We start from the raw sequence: 18,595 nt of genomic DNA, 5'->3' as shown, positions 1-18,595 counted from the left end.
GACGTCGACAGCGCCGCAACCTTCGTCGCCCAAACCAACACCGCCGGCAGCTACGGCCAGTTCTCCATCGGCACCGGCGGTGCCTGGACCTACGTCGCCAGTTCCGCCCACAACGAGTTCGCCGCCGGCACCACCTACACCGACACCTTCGCGGTGAGCAGTGCCGAYGGCACCCTCACTTCGGTCGCCGTGCATATCCTCGGCACCAACGATGCSGCCGTGCTGTCCGCCGACATCGCCAACCTCACCGAGACCAATGCTGCGCTGACCACCGCCGGTACCCTGACCATCAGCGACGTCGACAGCGCCGCAACCTACGTCGCGCAAACCAAYACCGCCGGCAACTACGGCCAGTTCTCCATCGGCACCRGCGGTGCCTGGACCTACGTCGCCGACTCCGCCCACAACGAGTTCGTCGCCGGCACCACCTACACCGACACCTTCGCGGTGAGCAGCGCCGATGGCACCCTCACTTCGGTCACCGTGCATATCCTCGGCACCAACGATGCGGCCGTGCTGTCCTCGGCCAGCGTTACGCTGAGCGAAACCAATGCTCCGCTGACCACCGCTGGCAGCCTGACCATCAGCGACGTCGACAGCGCCGCAACCTTCGTCGCCCAAACCAACACCGCCGGCAGCTACGGCCAGTTCTCCATCGGCACCGGCGGTGCCTGGACCTACGTCGCCAGTTCCGCCCACAACGAGTTCGYCGCCGGCACCACCTACACCGACACCTTCGCGGTGAGCAGYGCCGATGGCACCCTCACTTCGGTCACCGTGCATATCCTCGGCACCAACGATGCGGCCGTGCTGTCCGCCGACATCGCCAACCTCACCGAGACCAATGCTGCGCTGACCACCGCTGGCAGCCTGACCATCAGCGACGTCGACAGCGCCGCAACCTTCGTCGCGCAAACCAACACCGCCGGCAGCTACGGCCAGTTCTCCATCGGCACCGGCGGTGCCTGGACCTACGTCGCCGACTCCGCCCACAACGAGTTCGCCACCGGCACCACCTACACCGACACCTTCGCGGTGAGCAGTGCCGAYGGCACCCTCACTTCGGTCRCCGTGCATATCCTCGGTAGCAACGATGCGGCCGTGCTGTCCGCCGACATCGCCAACCTCACCGAGACCAATGCTGCGCTGACCACCGCTGGTACCCTGACCATCAGCGACGTCGACAGCCCGGAAAGTTTCCAGGCGCAAACCAAYACCGCCGGCARCTACGGCCAGTTCTCCATCGGCACCRGCGGTGCCTGGACCTACGTCGCCGACTCCGCCCACAACGAGTTCGYCGCCGGCACCACCTACACCGACACCTTCGCGGTGAGCAGCGCCGAYGGCACCCTCACTTCGGTCACCGTGCATATCCTCGGYASCAACGATGCGGCCGTGCTGTCCGCCGACATCGCCAACCTCACCGAGACCAATGCTGCGCTGACCACCGCTGGCAGTCTGACCATCAGCGACGTCGACAGCGCCGCAGCCTTCGTCGCGCAAACCAACACCGCCGGCAGCTACGGCCAGTTCTCCATCGGCACCGGCGGTGCCTGGACCTACGTCGCCAACTCCGCCCACAACGAGTTCGCCGCCGGCACCACCTACACCGACACCTTCGCGGTGAGCAGTGCCGAYGGCACCCTCACTTCGGTCRCCGTGCATATCCTCGGCACCAACGATGCGGCCGTGCTGTCCGCCGACATCGCCAACCTCACCGAGACCAATGCTGCGCTGACCACCGCGGGCAGCCTGACCATCAGCGACGTCGACAGCGCCGCAACCTTCGTCGCCCAAACCAACACCGCCGGCAGCTACGGCCAGTTCTCCATCGGCACCGGCGGTGCCTGGACCTACGTCGCCRACTCCGCCCACAACGAGTTCGCCGCCGGCACCACCTACACCGACACCTTCGCGGTGAGCAGTGCCGATGGCACCCTCACTTCGGTCACCGTGCATATCGCCGGCAGCAACGACACGCCGGTAATGACGGCTGGTGGGTCGCTGTCATACACAGAAAACCAGGCAGCGACGACGATCAACTCGGCGCTAACGATCACCGATGTCGACAGTAGCAACCTGACGGGCGCTACGGTATCGATCACCAGCAACTTCGCCACGGGTCAGGACGTACTCGCGTTCACCAACCAGAACGGCATTACCGGCAGCTACAACGCTGGCACTGGCGTGCTGACACTGACCGGAGCCGCTACGGTGGCGCAGTATCAGACCGCGCTGCGCTCGGTGACCTACTCCAACAGTAGCGACAACCCCTCAACAACGGCGCGCACGATTAGCTTCCAGGTGGATGATGGGGCAGCGGCCAACCATGCCAGTAATATCGCAACAACGACCGTCACGGTGTCGGCAGTCAACGACGCACCGACAACTTCCGGCCTGACCATAGCCGAGACGTCGATCAGCTTCGTCGCGACCGACCCGGACAATGCGACGCTGTCGCTGCAGAGTCCGTTTGCCGCAGCGTTCGGCAACCCCTCGATCACCAGCGGCGCCAGCACGAATCTGTCCCCCGCGGAACAGGGCTCCGTGGTGTCGGGTACCTTGCAGGTGAAAGATGGCAGTGTCTCGGCGAGCGTAGTGGAGCTCTATCTCGGCACAAGCGCGGGCAACAATTTCTCGGCGGGCAGCTCCGACACAGCGATCTATGGCTTCGGTGGCACGGACAATCTGTCCGGCGGTGCCGGTGCGGACTGGATTTTTGGCGGCGCGGGCAACGACGTGATCGTCGGCTCGGCCAATGACCGCCTGCTCGACGGCGGCACCGGAACCGATACCCTCAACGTCAGTGGAGTTTTTGTCAACGAGAGCGACGGCCAGATCGCGAATATTGAAAACGTTCAGATAACCACAGCTTCAGGAACGCTGATCCTGAACGCTCAAACCGAAAGCTTCACCATCTTTGGCACTTCGGGTGCCGATCAGATCGTCGCGGGCAGCGGGAATGACACAATCTTTGGCACTGACAACGACACACTGCTCGATGGCGGCACCGGTTCCGACACCCTGAGTACGGGTACCCTCTTCACGAGCACAAGCGACGGGCAGATTACGGGTATCGAGAATGTATTGATCGGAACGGCTGCGACCCTGAACCTCGCCAACCAGACCGAAGGCTTCACCATTACCGGTTCTTCGGGTGCCGACACCATCACCGGGGGGACAGGTGCAGACAGCATCAGTGCGGCAGGTGGCAACGACATCATCAGCGGTGCGCAGAACGACACGCTGCTCGACGGCGGAGCCAATACCGATACGCTCAACGTCAGCGCGAACTTCACCAGCGCCAGCAACGCCCAGATCGCCAATATCGAAAACGTGACGCTGACGACTTCCGGGCTGACGCTCAACCTTGGCAACCAGACCGAAGCCTTCAATATCAATGGTTCATCCGGCGTCGATAACATCAGCGGCGGCAGCGGGGCCGACACCATCAACGGCCAGGCGGGCAACGATACACTGACCGGTAATGGTGGGGTTGACCAATTCCGGTTGCGCACCAACGGTGGCACGGACACGATCACCGACTACACGGACAGCACCGACAAAATTGGCTTCCTGGGGGGGGCCGTGACGGGCGGTGTCGGCTTCACAACCGCTGGGAGTTCGGCCGGTACAGCGCTTCTCTCCACCGACTTTCAAACCCGCAACAGCATCAGCAACATCAATAACAATGACGACAACAAGATTGATCTAATCGACGCGAGTTCGCAGACAACGTCACAGATCACAACCGGCATTGGCGGCGGTGCCACCAACACCTACGTGATCGTATTCAACTCGACGACAAGCAAGGGCGAAATCTGGTTTGACACAGACTGGAGCAATACGGCGAGTCGGGTACAAGTGGCAACGCTGAACACTGTTACGACGTTGGCCGGGGTCACTAACATCACAGCCTCAGACATCGTTGTCTACGACAATACCCTCGGTCCCGCAGGTGTTGCTGGCAGCCCGATTAACGTGGGCCTGGCCGATGCGGTGACTCGCGCGGACGTCGCGACGGTGACCATTTCCGGTCTTCCCACAGACTGGACCCTGAACCAGGGCACCGACAATGGCAACGGCACCTGGACGGTGGACAAGAGCAGCCTGGACACGCTGACGGTCACAACAGCAGCAGATTTCACGGGTGCCATGGTCTTGCCGGTCACGATGACCTGGACCAATGTCGATGGCACGGTGGATAGCGAAGTGATTCGCGACAACGTCGAAGCCTACGCCCCCGGCTCGCCGATCTTCGCCTTGTCGGCGGACGACAACCTGACCGGCTCCAGCGGCGCCGACCTGTTCGTGTTCGCCCAGCCAATCGGCAACAACGTCATTCACAGCTTCGATGCGGCGGCAGACAAGATCGACTTGATCGGCTTCACGGGCGTCAACGGTTTTGCCGATGTGAGTATCGCCAACGACGCGAACGGCAATGCCGTGCTCAGCATCAGCGCCGACCAGACGATCACGGTCGACGGCGTGGATGCGGCGGCGTTGAGCGGGGCCAACCTGCTGTTCGATGTGGACCCGGTCACGACCAATACGGGCACCATCACCATTGCTGACGGCGCGATCATGCCGTTCGGTGGCAGCATCGACAACAGCGGCACCATAGCGCTCGGCTCCACCGGCAGCGGAACCGATCTCGAGATTCTGTTCCGTGGCGCGACGTTGACCGGTGGCGGGCAAGTGGTTCTGTCCGACAGCGCGCAGAACGTGATCTTTGGAGGCAGCGCGGACACGCTGCTCACCAATGCCGACAACACCATCTCGGGTGCCGGCCATTTGGGCGCGGGGCAAATGATGCTGGTCAACTCGGGCCTGATCCTTGCCAGCGGCGTCAATGCGCTGGTGGTCGATACCGGTAGCAGCGCCGTCACCAACACTGGCGTACTGGAAGCCACCGGCAGCGGTGGATTGGTGATTGATAGTGGGCTCGTCAACAGCGGTAGCCTGTGGGCGAACGATGGCAATATCATCATCCACGGAGATGTCGCAGGTGCGGGAAGCGCGACTATCAGCGGTTCGGCGATTCTGCAATTCGCTGCTGCCTCCGATCAGCATGTGACGTTCGACAGCGGCGCGGCAGGCACGCTCAAGCTCGATGTGTCGACGGCGTTCAGCGGCAGCGTCAGCGGTTTTGCCACGGGTGACACCCTGGACTTTGGCGATGTCGCATTCGGCGCCAACACACAGCTCACCTATGCCGCGAATGACACAGGCACCGGCGGGATGCTGAGCGTGAGCGACGGCACACATGTGGCGCAGGTCGCGCTGAATGGCCAATACGCGGCGGCGGGTTTGCAGGCGAACGCCGAGGGCGGCGGCAGTGAGCTGGCCTACGATGCCGCGGCGGCGAACCACACGATGCTGGGTGGCCAGGCCAACGACATTCTGGTCGGCGGTGCGGGTGATGATCTGTTCTTCGGCGGGCTGGGCGACGACACGCTCAACGGCGGCCTCGGCAACGATACCTTCGCGTTTGCTGCCGCAGGCTTCGGCAACGACTCGATCCAGGGTTTCGACGTCAATCCGGCCGGAGGGCAGGACTTGCTCAATATCGCGGGGCTGGGGATCAGCAGCGAGACGTTCGCTACCAGCGTGAGCATTGCGGCTGACGGGGCGGACACGGTGATCGGGATCGGAGTGGACTCTATTCGCCTCGTCGGTGTTAACAGTGCAGGCATCGATCAGACGGACTTTATCCTGACGACGTGATGCTTTTGCTGCTGGCCGCACGTCGCTACGCGGTTGCAGTCCCCATCGCGGGTAAATCCGCGATGGGGACTGTACGGGGTGTTTTTCTCCTCACTCCCCCCGGTATCTACGAAACCCGGGACGATTCATGCTGCTGGAACAATTTTTTCTATCTGGCGCTATTTCGATTCGAGATGGAGGCGTCGCTTGTATGCAATTCCTCAAGAATCTCGAGAAAAAGCTCTGCGCTTCGTGACAAGGGGCGAGAAGCCTCGGTTATTGCGCAGATGGTGTTATGGAACACGGGGCTGTCCGGTAACTCCCGCAATTCAAAGCGCGGGGCAATGAGTTCGACATAGTGCTCCGGTAGTAACCCGGCATAACCACCGCCCTCAACGAGCATCGCGATTGCTTCCAGCCCCGCGGCTTCGGGCCCTCGTTCAAAACCATGTGTAGCCAGCGTTTCTTCGACGAAGGGATGCGGTCGATAAACCAGTTGAGGTCGGAGATGCTTCTCGCCCGACGCTTGATTTGCTACATACACGCGATGGTCTTCGACGAACAGCTTTTGGTAATGAAAGGCTCGCTCTTTTTTGTACATCCCACGAATGGCCACCTGCACCCGTCGCTCGCGCAGTGCCTGGTTCAAGTTGGCAAAGGTCATCACGGCCACTTCTGCCTGAACGTTAGGAGCCCTTCGTCTCAGTTCTTTCAGCGCTTCGGCTAACCGGCAATTCGGATCAGCGAGCATATGCTCGACCGTTCCAATCGAGACGGTGCCGGATATCACGGCACGTACCGCATCAATTTCTGGCTTGATTCGCTCAAGAGAGTTAAGTGCATTCGTCGTTAACTCAAGCGCCACTCTCCCGGCCGCGCTCAGCTTGAAACCTGCCGGACCTCGCTCGCACAGACGCACACCCAGGCGTTCCTCAACCTCCTTGATATGCCTGCTGATCGAGGCTTTGGTCATATTCAGCCGGCGTTCAGCCGCAGCAAATCCCCCGGCTTCAGCGGCGGCACAAAAAATACGGAGAGAGCGCAAGTCACGCTCGGTCAGGTCGAATCGGTTCATGGATAAAAGGTATCAGATTCCAAGACCATATCGCTAATAAAGTGATTTTACTTGCGCTTTCGCACTGGCTAATTTGGTTCCAGCAACCTTCACAAATACAACACTCCAAGAAATGGGGGAACTGCATCATGACTACACACAGTCGCCGAAGCATCGTGAAAACCGTGCTCTTAACCTCGCTGGTTATCTGTACTTCCACCTTCGCATCAGCCCAGGCAAGCACGCTTGCCGACATCAAGCAGCGTGGCAAGCTGACAGTGGGTACCGAAGCCGCTTACGAACCTTATGAATTCGTTGAAAACGGTAAGGTTGTGGGTTACGGCCACGATATTCTGGAACAAATGGCCGCAAAACTCGGCGTCGAGCTGGAGCAGTTGAACTTGCCGTTCAACGGTTTGCTTCCCGGTTTGATGAGCAACAAATTTGATTTCGTGGCCACTTCCGTCGGGATCACACCTGAACGTGCCAAACGGTTCGCTTTCAGCCAGCCCATCGGTATCGTCCGCTCGCTGTTCGTAGTCAAGGCAGACAACACAACCATCAGCAAGCCTGAAGATGTAGCAGGCAAAGTGGTGGGAACCCAGATGGGTTCTTCAGCCCAACAAGCACTGCAGGAATACGAGCGAGAACTAAAAGCCAGCAAAGGGCAGGGCTACGCTGACCTCAAACTATTCCAGGGCTATCCCGACGTCGGCCTGGCGATTGCCAATGGCTCGATTGATGTAGGTGTTCTACCCAGTAACGTATTGGCTGTGCAAATGCGCCGTCAGCCGGACGTTTATAAAACGGTTGGCGAAGTCGGCAATGCCAAGCTGTTAGCTTGGGTAGTCAATGCTAAAAATCCGGAAGTACGCACCTTTATCAACGAAACGCTTGATGAAATGCGTACTACGGGCAAGTTGGCCGAGCTACAGAAAAAATGGTTCGGCGAAACGCTGACATTACCGACTTCAGGGTATCTCCCTGACGCGGCCCTCTAAGTGGAGGGCCAGGTAATGATTAGCTGGTTGAGTGCGCACACCGCGCTGGGTCCGTTTTTCGATGGTTTGCTACAAGGCGCGGCAACAACATTTATCGCAAGCAGTCTGGCTTTTCTCGTAGGGCTCGGATTGGGCGTGCTTTTGCTTCTCCTGAGAGTCGCGGCGGGACCGATTGGCCGATACGCGGTGATGGTCTACGTCAGTGCCATCCGCGGCACACCGTTGCTGATTCAATTGCTTATCGCGTATTTCGTTGTGCCGGGCCTGATCGGTATTTCGCTGACACCACTGGAGGCGGGGATCCTGGCCCTGTCTTTCAATACGGCGGCCTACATCAGTGAAATCCTGCGGGGTGCTTTGACTTCGATTCCTCGAGGTCAGGTGGCAGCAGCCCAGGCACTGGGGATGCGAGCTCATCAGAAGTGGCGTTACGTGCTGTTGCCGCAGATGTTCCATCGCTCCATTCCTCCGCTGACCAACGAGTACACCGTACTGCTCAAAGCCTCATCACTGCTGTCGATCATTGCCGTCAGTGAGCTCGCTACCGTGGCTCGTAACGCGACGCTGCAAAGCGATCTGCCGCTGCAAGTGTTCAGCGCAACAGCGGTCGTTTACTTCCTTATTCTGCTGTGCGCTTCGTCGATCTCGCGACTCATCGAGCGCCGCCTTGCCAAGGTGATGCCAAATGCCCATTGATCTTGAGGTGGTCAATCACGCAATCCCCGCGTTGCTGCAGGGACTGAAAGTTACCGCGACGGTCAGTGCCATAGGCATTCCGCTGGGGATATTGATCGGAACTCTGTTCGCTTACATGGCCGATGCCGAGCATTGGCTGCCAAGATTGTTTGCCCGTTGTTATGTCGAACTTGTACGAAATGTACCGTTCCTGATCGTGGTGTACCTGCTGTTTTTCGGTCTGCCGCAGCTGGGAGTGCAAGCCTCTTCCTTTGCGATCGCCATTGGTGCCACTGCGTTCTATACGGCCGGGTATTTCAGTGAAATTCTGCGCGCCGCCTTGAAGAGCGTACCTGCCGGCCAGGCGCGCGCAGCTCGGTCACTGGGGTTTTCCGTCTGGCAGGTTCAACGCTACGTAGTCGTGCCGCAAAGCTTTGGCTACCTGATCCCGCCTACTACCAGCCTGATCATCATGATGTTCAAGGACACAGCGATCTTCTCGGTAACCAGTCTTCCTGAGCTCACCTATCAGAGCAATCTGATGACCGCTGACACCTTCGCTTACCTCGAAGTGCTTGGCACCGCTGCATTGCTCTATTGGCTGTCGAGCATTGTTCTCGATGCACTTGGACAAACTCTGGAAGCCCGCGAAAGACACTGGCGGCATCGCTAGAAAATCCCATCACTCAGGAGTTTTTTATGAAGAATCTTACCGTCGCTCCACGTACCAGCCATCAAACCCTGCTTTATTCAGAACTGATGACCGATCTGGAAAACCTTCAACAGGCGGATATTGCGGTGCTTGGCATGCCTTTCGGTTCGCCTTATGGCCCGCGCTCATACACCAACGACCAGACCAATGCGCCGCTGGCAATTCGTCAGCTCACCGACCGTATGGTGCGTGATCCGCGGCATTACGATTTCGATATCGATGGCCCGCTGCTGCAAGGTCGTAGCGATATCCGATTCATCGACTGTGGTGATGTGTTGCCCGATGTCGCCAAACCAGGTGAGCACTATGAACGTGCCGAGCAGGCCGTACGCCAGCTTCTCAAAGCCGGAGCGCTGCCGGTCATTCTTKGCGGTGACCACGGAATTACTACGCCGGTTTTACGGGCCTACGACAGTCTCGACCCGATCACCATCATCCATATCGATGCGCACCTTGACTGGCGCGACGACGTGAACGGGATCCGGGAGGGGTTGTCCAGCCCGATACGTCGTGCCTCCGAAATGGCCCATGTCGGCCGGATCTTCCAGATCGGACTGCGCGCCCAAGGCAGCGCACGCCCCGAGGATCTGGAGGTTGCGCGCGAGTATGGTGCGGAGTTGATCAGCGCCTATGAGTTGCATGAGATCGGCATGGACGCGGTGCTTTCGCGTATTCCCGATGGTGGAAACTACTACCTGACCATTGATGCCGACGGTCTCGATCCGACCATCATGCCCGCTGTCGATGGTCCGGCCCCGGGTGGCGTGACTTTTTTACAGGCACGCAAGCTCATTCACGGATTGGTGAAAAAAGGACGGGTAGTGGGTATGGATATCGTTGAAATCCAGCCGGGTAAAGACAACGCAAGCAACCTCACCTGCGTGACGGCGGGACGCTTGATTGTCAATCTGATCGGCGCCTCTATTCGCGCGGGGTATTTCGACAAATGATTCAGACCAACGCCGCGGTGTCATTGGTTTCACGCTTCGCTGCAGATGTTCAGCCCCACTGCATCAGAATGCGCGGAATCAATAAATGGTACGGAAATTTGCAAGTCCTCAAAGACTGCTCGACGCACGTCAGTAAAGGCGAAATTGTGGTGGTGTGCGGACCTTCAGGTTCAGGCAAGTCGACATTGATCAAGACGGTCAACGGCCTGGAGTCTTTTCAGAAAGGCGAAATCCTGGTGAATGGGCAGTCAATCGGCAGCGCAAAAACTGACCTGCCAAAGTTGCGCCAGCAAGTGGGCATGGTGTTTCAGCATTTCGAACTTTTCCCCCATATGTCGATCATCGAGAACCTCACGTTGCCACAAACGAAGGTACTCCATCGTCCGACAAACGATGCGAAAGCCAAAGCTCTGGCATTGCTTGAACGTGTGGGCCTCAGCGCACATGCCCACAAGTATCCTGCGCAACTCTCTGGTGGTCAGCAGCAGCGTGTTGCCATCGCCCGGGCGTTGTCGATGGATCCGGTCATCATGCTCTTCGATGAGCCAACCTCGGCACTGGACCCAGAGATGATCAACGAGGTGTTGGACGTGATGGTGTCGCTGGCCAAGGACGGCATGACAATGATGGTGGTCACCCATGAGATGGGCTTTGCTCGGCGCGTGGCAGATCGGGTGGTTTTCATGGAGGAGGGGATGATCATTGATGACACATCCTCTGAAGCATTCTTTAACGGGACGTCTTCGGAGCGAGCAAAGCTCTTCCTGTCGAAAATACTGGGGCACTGAGTTCCACGTTGTATCCAGCGTTCAATACGGAGTCAGTCAATTAAAGCTCGGTCAGCAGGTATCGATTATGGTTTGCCCTGCTGACTGACGCATTTCGTATTAGATCTGCTTCGCATCGCGTGACAATACCTACAACCAACAGTTAAACGATCTGAATACGGATATCCACTTAAGGTGGAAGTCTTTTGCATGGGTAGCTATTGGCCGTCTTCTGCCTACAGTCACCGGCAGATATTGCTTGCTGCTTGAGGGGCAACGGTGGCGGCAGCATGGAGCCAGCCCGGATGAAGTGAAGGTCAAGCGGGGGGAAATCCTTCAAGGCGCTGACCCTCCACATTCTGAGGCGGCGGTTCAAAAACTGTTACACGACGCCGGATTCGGGGACGCTACCCGTTTCTTCAGCCGCCTGTTGCTCATGTCCCCAGGGCCTGATCCGCGCTTTTTCGCCCCACCTGCCACTTTCGCCACAATCGGCGTGGATCTAAAGTCAGGGGCGCACCTTCAGGGGACTTCCAGTCATGTACAGCTCGCTTGCCATACCGAGCACCGCTCGCCAATTGCATGACCGTATCTATGCTGGCGAGATCATTCGCTTCACTGACCTGCAGCCCATGACGGCGCTGGTGGAATATACGCGTGCGTTCCTCGAAGACGCGCTGCATCCCTGGTCGCCGCAACAGATCCATCGCCATTTGAGCCACCCTGAGCAGACTGAGCGTTTTGCGAAAATCCAGAACGACTTCGCAGGCTCGGCTGAGGTCCAGCAGCGCTGGCAGGACGTCGTGCAAAGCCTTGGCATCGCCCCCGATACCCTGGCGTGCGATCGCCTGCATTTGCGTTTTCAGCCGCATTGCGAGCCAGGGCAGTCGACGCCGCGTGCCCGCACGACGGCCACCATCGCGTTTCACCGCGATACCTGGGGGTCGAATATCTATGCGCAGACCAACTGGTGGGCGCCCATCTATCCCATCTCGGCAGGGCGTACCATCGCCTTGTATCCAGGCCTCTGGCAGCGACCGCTGGGTAATTCGAGCGCAGATTTCGATATGCGCGCCATTTTGCAGYGATCCCATCGAGACGGCCGCAATGCCGTGGATGCCGACGAAGCCATTGCGCATCTGCTGGAAGCGATYGGCCCGCAGGAGGGGATTGCCGTCGATATCGCTCCGGGGAGCCTGATCGCCTTTTCCGGGGCTCATGCCCATGCTGGCGTCGGCAATAGCACCGGGCTGACACGCATCTCTTTCGAGACCCGATCAATACTGATCGCCGACCTGTTGGCCGGATTGGGAGCGCCCAATGTCGATGGTCATGCGCCGTGGAAGACTATTGGACTGTTTCGCCGAATGAACGATGCGCAACGCCTGAACGAGATCCTTGGCTGCGGCTTTATCGAGCCCTATCTGCGGCCGGCAGAGCCCTGACGCTGGCGCCGGTAGTCGCTTGGGGAAAGGCCGGTGTGCTTGCGAAATACAGGGGCGAAGTGGCTGGGGTTGGAGTAGCCGACTTCATTGGCGACAGTGATCACGCTCAGTTGTGTTTCGCGCAATAAGCGCCGTAACGCCTTGAACGAACAGATGTCCTGCGTTGCCTCGTCGAATAGAGACCGGCCCAGCAGCACCATGACCACTTCGAAAGGTTCGGGATTTAACCGTCTCTTATGTGGGACGCACAACATCAAAGGTGAATCGGAGCCGCGGTCCGGAAAAGAAACCGCGGCAACCGATCAATCAGGCGGCGGGGAGCAGGCCTTTCTGTTTGGCGACATGAGTCGCCAGTGCGTCCATCAAGTCCGGGGACAGGCAGTCATAGGGTTCCAGGCCGATCGAGCGCAAGCGCTCGCGGATAGCCTTCATTTGCGCTGGAGGTGTGCCGGTTTCGATGATGGAGGACACGAACGCCGCGAATCCCGGCGCGGCCCATCCGCGCTGTGGCGAAAGCTCGGTGTGGACGAAGTCCAGGCCATAAAACGCATGGTCCTTGTTCTCGATGCGCCCAAAGAGATGGGCGTGACACTGCTTGCAGGCGTGGCGCTGGATGGTGGCGGATTCGTCGACAATCGCCAGTTTTTCGCCGTGGGCAATGACGCTGACCTTATCTCGAGGCACCACGGCGATGACGGCGAATATCGCGTTTTGTGGTTTCCAGCATTTGCTGCAGCCGCACGCGTGGTTATGCAGCGTTTGTGCGTCGATCCTGACCTCGACCTTGTCGGTCGCACACAGGCATTGCAGGGTGCCACCTGTGAAATTCGCGGCGGCGGGTTGTATGCCATTGTCCAATGCAGGGTGAAGTTGCAAGGTGCTCATGCTGGCGTCTCCGTTTCAGGGTGTCAGACAAAAGTGCCTGGGGCCGTGCCCCAGACCGGTAGTTCGTCGGAACTCCATGGCCGCGCGGATCGATTTGCCTTCCTGCATCCGATCGAACCGCGGCGGATTTCGAAAAGGACACAGTGCATAAACGACTGACCTCCTTCGGTGCGACCGGTCGGTTACCCAGATCAAGAATAGTCTGTGATGACACCCCGAGCGCGGCCAGGACCCGCGCACGGGCGAGTGTGCCGAATTCAGATGGCATCCACGCACGTCAAAGGTTTTTCAGGTCTGCTTCTGGCCGTTTTCTGCCCAGCGTGAAGTGCAGCAACAGATCATGCTTAGATGTTGGGGTGGTAAAAAATGATACTGGTTGCGGCGGCCGTTGCGGCAGGAACTTCAGGGTATTGGCCAGGTCAATAGCGGCCCTGTATCGCAAATGCCGAACAGCGCTATGGTCTGTTTTACTGTAGGAGCTGGCTTGCCAGCGAAGAGGCCCGAAAGATAGATGGACAATTCAAGGCCACCTTCGCTGGCATGCCAGCGTCCGCCACTGATGCCAACCAAGCGTTTTCTGCCAGGTCTCATCCTGGCGTTCTGCGCCGTCGCGTCGCTTTGTTCGGTTGCTGCCGAGCGAAGAGCGCCCGCGCAAAGTAACAGCGCATCGACCACCCTGATCGAAACAGCCTCGCGGCAGTATGAAAATGGCCAGTTGGACCAGGCCGCCGCCACGTTGGAGCGTGCTCTGCATATCCAGCCGAACAATCCCGCGACGCTGCATTACCTCGGTGTGTTGCGTCTTCAGCAGGGGCAGTACCAACAGGCTGAAACCCTGGCGGCTCGCTCGAACATGCGGGTCGGTCGCAACGTCGAGTTGCGCAACCGCAACTTCCAATTGATCCAGGCGGCGCAACAGGCCCAGTCTTCGGGTAGCCCACCCAATGCCAAAGAGGATCTGGTCGCAGTACAGAAGGGGCTGGAAGAGGATACCCAAAGGCGCCGCGAAGCAGAAAAGGCCGTTGCTGAACAATCCACTCCGGTCACTGGGCACGACGCTGGCAACTTCACTGTCGCAGAGACAGATCGGGTTGGGGAAGCACCGACGGATGGCAGAGCCGGGCCCGAAGGAAAATTGCAAATGGCTAATGTCGAGCCAGAGCGGGCGTATGCTGAGGTTGAGATTCCCCGCGGCCATATGCCGCCTCCGGGCAAATGCCGAATTTGGTTTCCTGATCGCCCGCCGGGGCATCAGCCCGCACCCGGCAAATGCAAGAAACTGCGATATCGGGTTCCGTCAGGGGCCTACCTGGTGCACGGTTGAGTTTGCGAGTGTGCACTTCTGGCCGATTTCTGCCCTTCGCGACGGGCAGAAATCGCCGTGGATCGACACGTGGTAAGCGTCGGCGATCGAGGAACTAAACGGTGTTGACCGCCAAAGTTTTTTGTCGACGATACAGAATCGTCGTCGCCGTGAACCCGCACACCGCCGCGAACATCAGCCAGTAGGCAGGTGATGCCTTGTCGCCCGTGGCCTGGACAAGCAGCGTCGAGATTGCCGGGGTAAAACCGCCAAACACCGCGGTGGCCAAACTGAAGGCCAGTGAAAACCCGACTACCCGCACGTTCTGTGGCATGACTTCGGTCAGTGCCGCGACCATGGCGCCGTTGTAAATCCCAAAGAAGAATGAGAAGTACAGCAGCACAGCGAGCAGTCGTTCGAAGCTCGCCGCCGCTGCCAGCCAGTGCATGGCGGGATAGGCGGTGAAGATGCACAGCAACGATATCGCCAGCAACAGTGGCCGACGGCCAATGCGGTCGGAGAGGGCGCCGCCGATAGGCAGCCAGATAAAGTTGCTGATGCCGACCAGCAGTGTGACCACCAGGCTGTCGGTGGTGCTCAGGTTCAGTACTGTCCTGCCAAACGTCGGTGTGTAGACCGTAATCAGGTAGAACGTGGTGGTGGTCATGGACGCCAGCAAGCCGCCCGCCAGTACGGTGCGCCAGTTGTCACGCATCGAGCGAAAAACTTCGCGAGTTGTTGGACGATGGCTGCGAGCAGTGAAGGCAGCGGTTTCTTCCAGTGAGCGGCGAATAATGAAAATGAACGGGATGATCACACAGCCAATGAAGAACGGAATACGCCAGCCCCAATCGGCGATTTCAGCGGCTTGCATCGTGGCATTGATCGTGTAGCCCAACGCGGCCGCGACGACGATCGCCACCTGTTGGCTGGCCGATTGCCAACTGGTGTAGAAACCGGTGTGACCGGGGGTGGAAATTTCCGACAGATACACGGAAACACCGCCCATTTCCGCGCCGGCGGAGAAGCCCTGTAGCAGCCTGCCCAACAACACTAGAATCGGTGCCGCCACGCCGATGGCGGCATAGCCCGGCACCAGAGCGATCAATACGGTACCGGCGGCCATGATCGACAGCGTCACGATCAGCCCTTTGCGACGGCCCACCTTGTCGATGTACGCCCCCAGCACAATGGCGCCTAACGGACGCATCAGGAATCCGGAGCCGAATACCGCGAAGGTCATCATCAGCGAGGCAAACTCGCTGGTGGCTGGAAAGAAGGTCTGGGAAATGTAGGTCGCGTAGAACCCGAACAGAAAGAAGTCGAACTGCTCGAGAAAGTTACCGCTGGTGACCCGCAAAATGGCGCCCAATTTTGACCCCTTGGCTCGGGTTGTTGCCGTTGTCGTTTTCATCATGGCTACCGTTATGCTCACTATTGTTTTTGGAATGAGTGTTTTAACCGTCAGTCGCTGCCGGCGTTGATCGGGTTGGGTTGACGCTTCTCGATGGCGTGTTTGAGCAGCGCTGCGCTGCGGAATATTCCATGGGCGAATTTGCTGTAGGGCATGGTCAAGAAAAACGCCATGACCAGGCCGAGATGGATAGCCAGCATCAAGCCCAAGGCGCTGGTTTCACGGAAAGCCAGTAGCGCCAGGCCGCTTGCGCTGACCAGAAACAGCAGCGCGATGAAGCCGCGATCCATGGGTTTTTGGTTCTCATCGCCGTGCGCAGGGTTGCGACGCAGGTTCAGCCAAAGAAGACCCGCCGGGCCGATCAGCAGGCCGATGCCACCGGCAATACCCAACATCACCGGCAAGCTGAAGATCGGATAAGGCGCCGACCACTTCAGCAAGTAGTGAAAGAGCGTGGCGACACCGGTAGCGGCGAAGCACAGCATGAAGCCGTAGAAGGTGAGGTGGTGGAATCGGCGTCGCCACAAGGTGAATTGATCGTCGGCGTTGTTGCAGCCTTCGCCATGGCCGCCGTCCAGGTATTTGAGCTTCGCGACGTTGGCCGTAGCCTCCAATGCAGCGGACGTTTTCAACGGCAGTGGCGCTGCGACCGGTGAAACGTTGCGCCAGAAGCGCCGTACACCCATGGTCAGGGCAAGTACCGCAAAGCCGAACACCGAACCGAACATCAGCGCCAGGGTGTTATGCGGGAAAATCTTGTAGAAGTTGCCCCCGGGAATGGCCGTAAACAGGTTGCCCATGAGCATCAGGGTCAGGCATAAAAACAAGGCCAGTCCCCCACCGGAAGCCAGCGCCAGGGTCAGGCCGTTGCGCTGATACAACTTGCCCATCACTTGCGGCCAGGCGTATTCGGCGTAAGTATCCAGGCGCACTTTGGCCATGGCTTTGGGTATGTTGACGTCGAATTCGTGTGGGGCGGCGTACTGACAGGCGTGCAAGCACGCGCCGCAGTTATGGCACAAGTTCGCCAGGTAGTGGATGTCGGCCTGAGTGAATTCCAGACGCCGGGTCATCGCCGGAAATACCGCGCAAAAGCCTTCGCAATAACGGCAGGCATTGCAGATGGTCATCTGCCGCTGGACTTCACTTTCGTCAAGATTCAACACGGGGATTAACCCGCCCGACGCTTGGGGATCAAACAGTTGCATGTCGAGACTCCGTGTTTGCAGATGAGACGCCAAAGCCCACAGAAGCGGCCGCCTGCACACCGGCGATGCGGCCAAACGCGGTACCGATGGCCATGCCGATGCCGGCGGTGTAGCCCTTGCCCAGAACATTGCCGGCCATCATCTCTCCCGCGACGAACAGGTTGGGGCTCGCTTTGCCATTGAAATGCACGGCAGCGGTTTCGTCGGTGGCGAGGCCGAGGTAGGTGAACGTGACACCCGGTTTAAGCGGGTAGGCGTAGAAAGGTGGTTTCACCAATGGTCGCGCCCAATGGGTTTTTGCTGGCACCAGTCCTTGGGTGTGGCAGTCGTCCAACGCCGTGTGATCGAACGTGCCAACGCGGCAGGCGCTGTTGTAGTCCTCGACAGTCTTGACGAATTTTTCTTGAGGCAGCTTCAACTGGCGGGCAAGGTCTTGCAGAGTATTGGCGGTGGTTCCGGGAAAGACCGGCGGCATGAAGCAGCCGATGGCTTGTTGATCGATGATCGAATACGCCTGCTGACCGGGTTGTCCGGCCACCAGACGCCCCCAGATCGCATAACGTTTTGGCCAGAAATCCTCACCTTCGTCGTAGAAGCGTTCGCCATCACGATTGACCACTACACCCAGAGATACGCAGTCGATTCGGGTGCAGATGCCGCCGTCGTAGAGTGGCGCGCGGGCATCAATCGCGACCATGTGTGCTTGCGTCGGATCGCCAATCACATCTGCGCCAAGGTCCAGCATGCGCCGTAGCAAAATACCGGTGTTGAATCGAGTGCCCCGGATCAGGAAATTGTCCGATGGCCATTCACCGCGTTCGTTCTGACCCCAGGCTTCGCGCAGCCATTCACGGTTGGATTCGAAGCCGCCGGCCGCCAACACGCAGGCCCGGGCTTCAATGCGTTCTGCGGCGACACGCTGACCATCGACCTCATGTTCGCCCACGTGGGCGGCGACGAATTTTCCCTCATCCAATTCGATGTCGGTCACTTGCGTGTTGTAGCGAACTTTTACACCCAAGTGCTCGGCGCTGCGGTAATACGCATTGACCAGCGCTTTGCCGCCTCCCATAAAAAATGCATTGGTCCGCGCCACGTGCAGCGCGCCGGACAGCGGTGGCTGAAAATGCACGCCGTGTGAACGCATCCAATCGCGGCAAGAAGACGATGCCCGAATTGCAATGCGTGCAAGCTTTTCATCCGTGAGGCCACCGGTGACCTTCAACAGGTCTTGCCAGTATTCCTCCTCCGGATAGGCATCGATCAGCACGTCCTGCGGTTCGTCGTGCATGCACCGCAGGTTACGGGTGTGTTGGGAGTTGCCACCGCGCCAGATTTTCGCAGAGGCTTCCAGCAGCACCACGCTGGCGCCCGCTTCTCGCGCCATCAGAGCGGCGCACAAGGCAGCGTTGCCACCCCCTATGATTAAGACATCGATCATTATCGCTCCTCGATTTGCAAGGAAGCGGGAACGA

The 18,595-nt window shown here is 58.9% G+C and carries 14 protein-coding genes and 1 pseudogene; 9 read left to right on the top strand and 6 right to left on the bottom strand.

Annotation, left to right across the window (positions count from 1 at the left end; translation table 11 throughout):
• The coding region (locus AC1DRN_RS23845; protein WP_477786819.1) for a VCBS domain-containing protein at positions 1 to 5,727 on the top strand (5,727 nt) is incomplete at its 5' end.
• Between the two features lie 148 nt (positions 5,728 to 5,875).
• On the opposite strand, the gene AC1DRN_RS23840 is transcribed toward AC1DRN_RS23845, so the two are convergent.
• Complete coding sequence (locus AC1DRN_RS23840) at positions 5,876 to 6,781, bottom strand: LysR family transcriptional regulator (RefSeq protein ID WP_223462617.1); 906 nt, start codon at positions 6,779 to 6,781, stop codon at positions 5,876 to 5,878.
• 128 nt (positions 6,782 to 6,909) lie between these two features.
• Here AC1DRN_RS23840 and AC1DRN_RS23835 point away from each other — a divergent pair, with 128 nt between their 5' ends.
• The 7 genes and pseudogenes from AC1DRN_RS23835 (at position 6,910) to AC1DRN_RS23805 (ending at position 12,310) form a co-directional block, all read left to right on the top strand.
• Positions 6,910 to 7,761, top strand: coding sequence for a transporter substrate-binding domain-containing protein (locus tag AC1DRN_RS23835; protein WP_223462616.1), 852 nt, complete (start codon positions 6,910 to 6,912; stop codon positions 7,759 to 7,761).
• Entirely contained in the window at positions 7,762 to 8,457 is a 696-nt protein-coding gene (locus AC1DRN_RS23830) for an amino acid ABC transporter permease (protein WP_223462615.1), read from the top strand.
• Positions 8,447 to 9,109, top strand: a complete 663-nt coding sequence (locus tag AC1DRN_RS23825; RefSeq protein WP_223462614.1) for an amino acid ABC transporter permease — start codon at positions 8,447 to 8,449, stop codon at positions 9,107 to 9,109. Before AC1DRN_RS23830 ends, AC1DRN_RS23825 begins: the two co-directional genes overlap by 11 nt.
• Before the next feature lie 26 nt (positions 9,110 to 9,135).
• Positions 9,136 to 10,098 (top strand): agmatinase, encoded by a 963-nt coding sequence (locus AC1DRN_RS23820; RefSeq protein ID WP_477786818.1) that lies wholly within the window; start codon positions 9,136 to 9,138, stop codon positions 10,096 to 10,098.
• Positions 10,099 to 10,166: 68 nt separating this feature from the next.
• On the top strand, positions 10,167 to 10,886 hold the full coding sequence (locus tag AC1DRN_RS23815) for an amino acid ABC transporter ATP-binding protein (protein ID WP_223462619.1): 720 nt from the start codon (positions 10,167 to 10,169) through the stop codon (positions 10,884 to 10,886).
• Positions 10,887 to 11,117: 231 nt separating this feature from the next.
• Positions 11,118 to 11,295: pseudogene (locus AC1DRN_RS23810) on the top strand (SAM-dependent methyltransferase); the annotation flags it as partial.
• A 109-nt stretch (positions 11,296 to 11,404) separates the two neighbouring features.
• Entirely contained in the window at positions 11,405 to 12,310 is a 906-nt protein-coding gene (locus tag AC1DRN_RS23805) for a hypothetical protein (RefSeq protein ID WP_477786817.1), read from the top strand.
• Here AC1DRN_RS23805 and AC1DRN_RS23800 read toward each other — a convergent pair.
• Both AC1DRN_RS23800 and gfa read right to left on the bottom strand, forming a co-directional pair.
• Positions 12,286 to 12,510: a helix-turn-helix domain-containing protein gene (locus tag AC1DRN_RS23800; protein WP_317851128.1), complete on the bottom strand. Its 225-nt coding sequence runs from the start codon at positions 12,508 to 12,510 to the stop codon at positions 12,286 to 12,288. The genes AC1DRN_RS23805 and AC1DRN_RS23800 overlap by 25 nt on opposite strands.
• 106 nt (positions 12,511 to 12,616) lie before the next feature.
• Positions 12,617 to 13,195 (bottom strand): S-(hydroxymethyl)glutathione synthase, encoded by a 579-nt coding sequence (gene gfa, locus AC1DRN_RS23795; RefSeq protein WP_223462612.1) that lies wholly within the window; start codon positions 13,193 to 13,195, stop codon positions 12,617 to 12,619.
• A gap of 559 nt (positions 13,196 to 13,754) precedes the next feature.
• Here gfa and AC1DRN_RS23790 point away from each other — a divergent pair.
• Positions 13,755 to 14,519 (top strand): tetratricopeptide repeat protein, encoded by a 765-nt coding sequence (locus AC1DRN_RS23790; RefSeq protein ID WP_223462611.1) that lies wholly within the window; start codon positions 13,755 to 13,757, stop codon positions 14,517 to 14,519.
• Positions 14,520 to 14,613: 94 nt separating this feature from the next.
• Here the strand turns inward: AC1DRN_RS23790 and tcuC are convergent, their stop codons facing one another.
• The 3 genes from tcuC to tcuA are packed head-to-tail and all read right to left on the bottom strand — an operon-like array spanning position 14,614 to position 18,561.
• Positions 14,614 to 15,915 carry an MFS transporter gene (gene tcuC, locus AC1DRN_RS23785; protein ID WP_223462610.1) on the bottom strand — a complete coding sequence of 434 codons (1,302 nt, stop codon included), beginning with the start codon at positions 15,913 to 15,915 and terminating at the stop codon, positions 14,614 to 14,616.
• A 47-nt stretch (positions 15,916 to 15,962) separates the two neighbouring features.
• Positions 15,963 to 17,120: a tricarballylate utilization 4Fe-4S protein TcuB gene (gene tcuB, locus AC1DRN_RS23780; RefSeq protein ID WP_223462609.1), complete on the bottom strand. Its 1,158-nt coding sequence runs from the start codon at positions 17,118 to 17,120 to the stop codon at positions 15,963 to 15,965.
• Positions 17,107 to 18,561, bottom strand: coding sequence for an FAD-dependent tricarballylate dehydrogenase TcuA (tcuA, locus tag AC1DRN_RS23775; protein ID WP_223462608.1), 1,455 nt, complete (start codon positions 18,559 to 18,561; stop codon positions 17,107 to 17,109). Before tcuA ends, tcuB begins: the two co-directional genes overlap by 14 nt.
• Positions 18,562 to 18,595: the final 34 nt, after the last annotated feature.

This window comes from Pseudomonas sp. P5_B3, assembly GCF_056400405.1.
This window is presented reverse-complemented; position numbering and strand designations above follow the sequence as displayed.

Excerpts from the sequence above, each read along its gene's own strand:
- AC1DRN_RS23840 (WP_223462617.1), bottom strand. The coding sequence starts at position 6,781 with ATGAACCGATTCGACCTGACCGAGCGTGACTTGCGCTCTCTCCGTATT.
- AC1DRN_RS23835 (WP_223462616.1), top strand. The coding sequence starts at position 6,910 with ATGACTACACACAGTCGCCGAAGCATCGTGAAAACCGTGCTCTTAACC.
- AC1DRN_RS23825 (WP_223462614.1), top strand. The coding sequence starts at position 8,447 with ATGCCCATTGATCTTGAGGTGGTCAATCACGCAATCCCCGCGTTGCTG.
- AC1DRN_RS23815 (WP_223462619.1), top strand. The coding sequence starts at position 10,167 with ATGCGCGGAATCAATAAATGGTACGGAAATTTGCAAGTCCTCAAAGAC.
- AC1DRN_RS23800 (WP_317851128.1), bottom strand. The coding sequence starts at position 12,510 with ATGGTGCTGCTGGGCCGGTCTCTATTCGACGAGGCAACGCAGGACATC.
- gfa (WP_223462612.1), bottom strand. The coding sequence starts at position 13,195 with ATGAGCACCTTGCAACTTCACCCTGCATTGGACAATGGCATACAACCC.
- AC1DRN_RS23790 (WP_223462611.1), top strand. The coding sequence starts at position 13,755 with ATGCCAACCAAGCGTTTTCTGCCAGGTCTCATCCTGGCGTTCTGCGCC.
- tcuC (WP_223462610.1), bottom strand. The coding sequence starts at position 15,915 with ATGATGAAAACGACAACGGCAACAACCCGAGCCAAGGGGTCAAAATTG.
- tcuB (WP_223462609.1), bottom strand. The coding sequence starts at position 17,120 with ATGCAACTGTTTGATCCCCAAGCGTCGGGCGGGTTAATCCCCGTGTTG.
- tcuA (WP_223462608.1), bottom strand. The coding sequence starts at position 18,561 with ATGATCGATGTCTTAATCATAGGGGGTGGCAACGCTGCCTTGTGCGCC.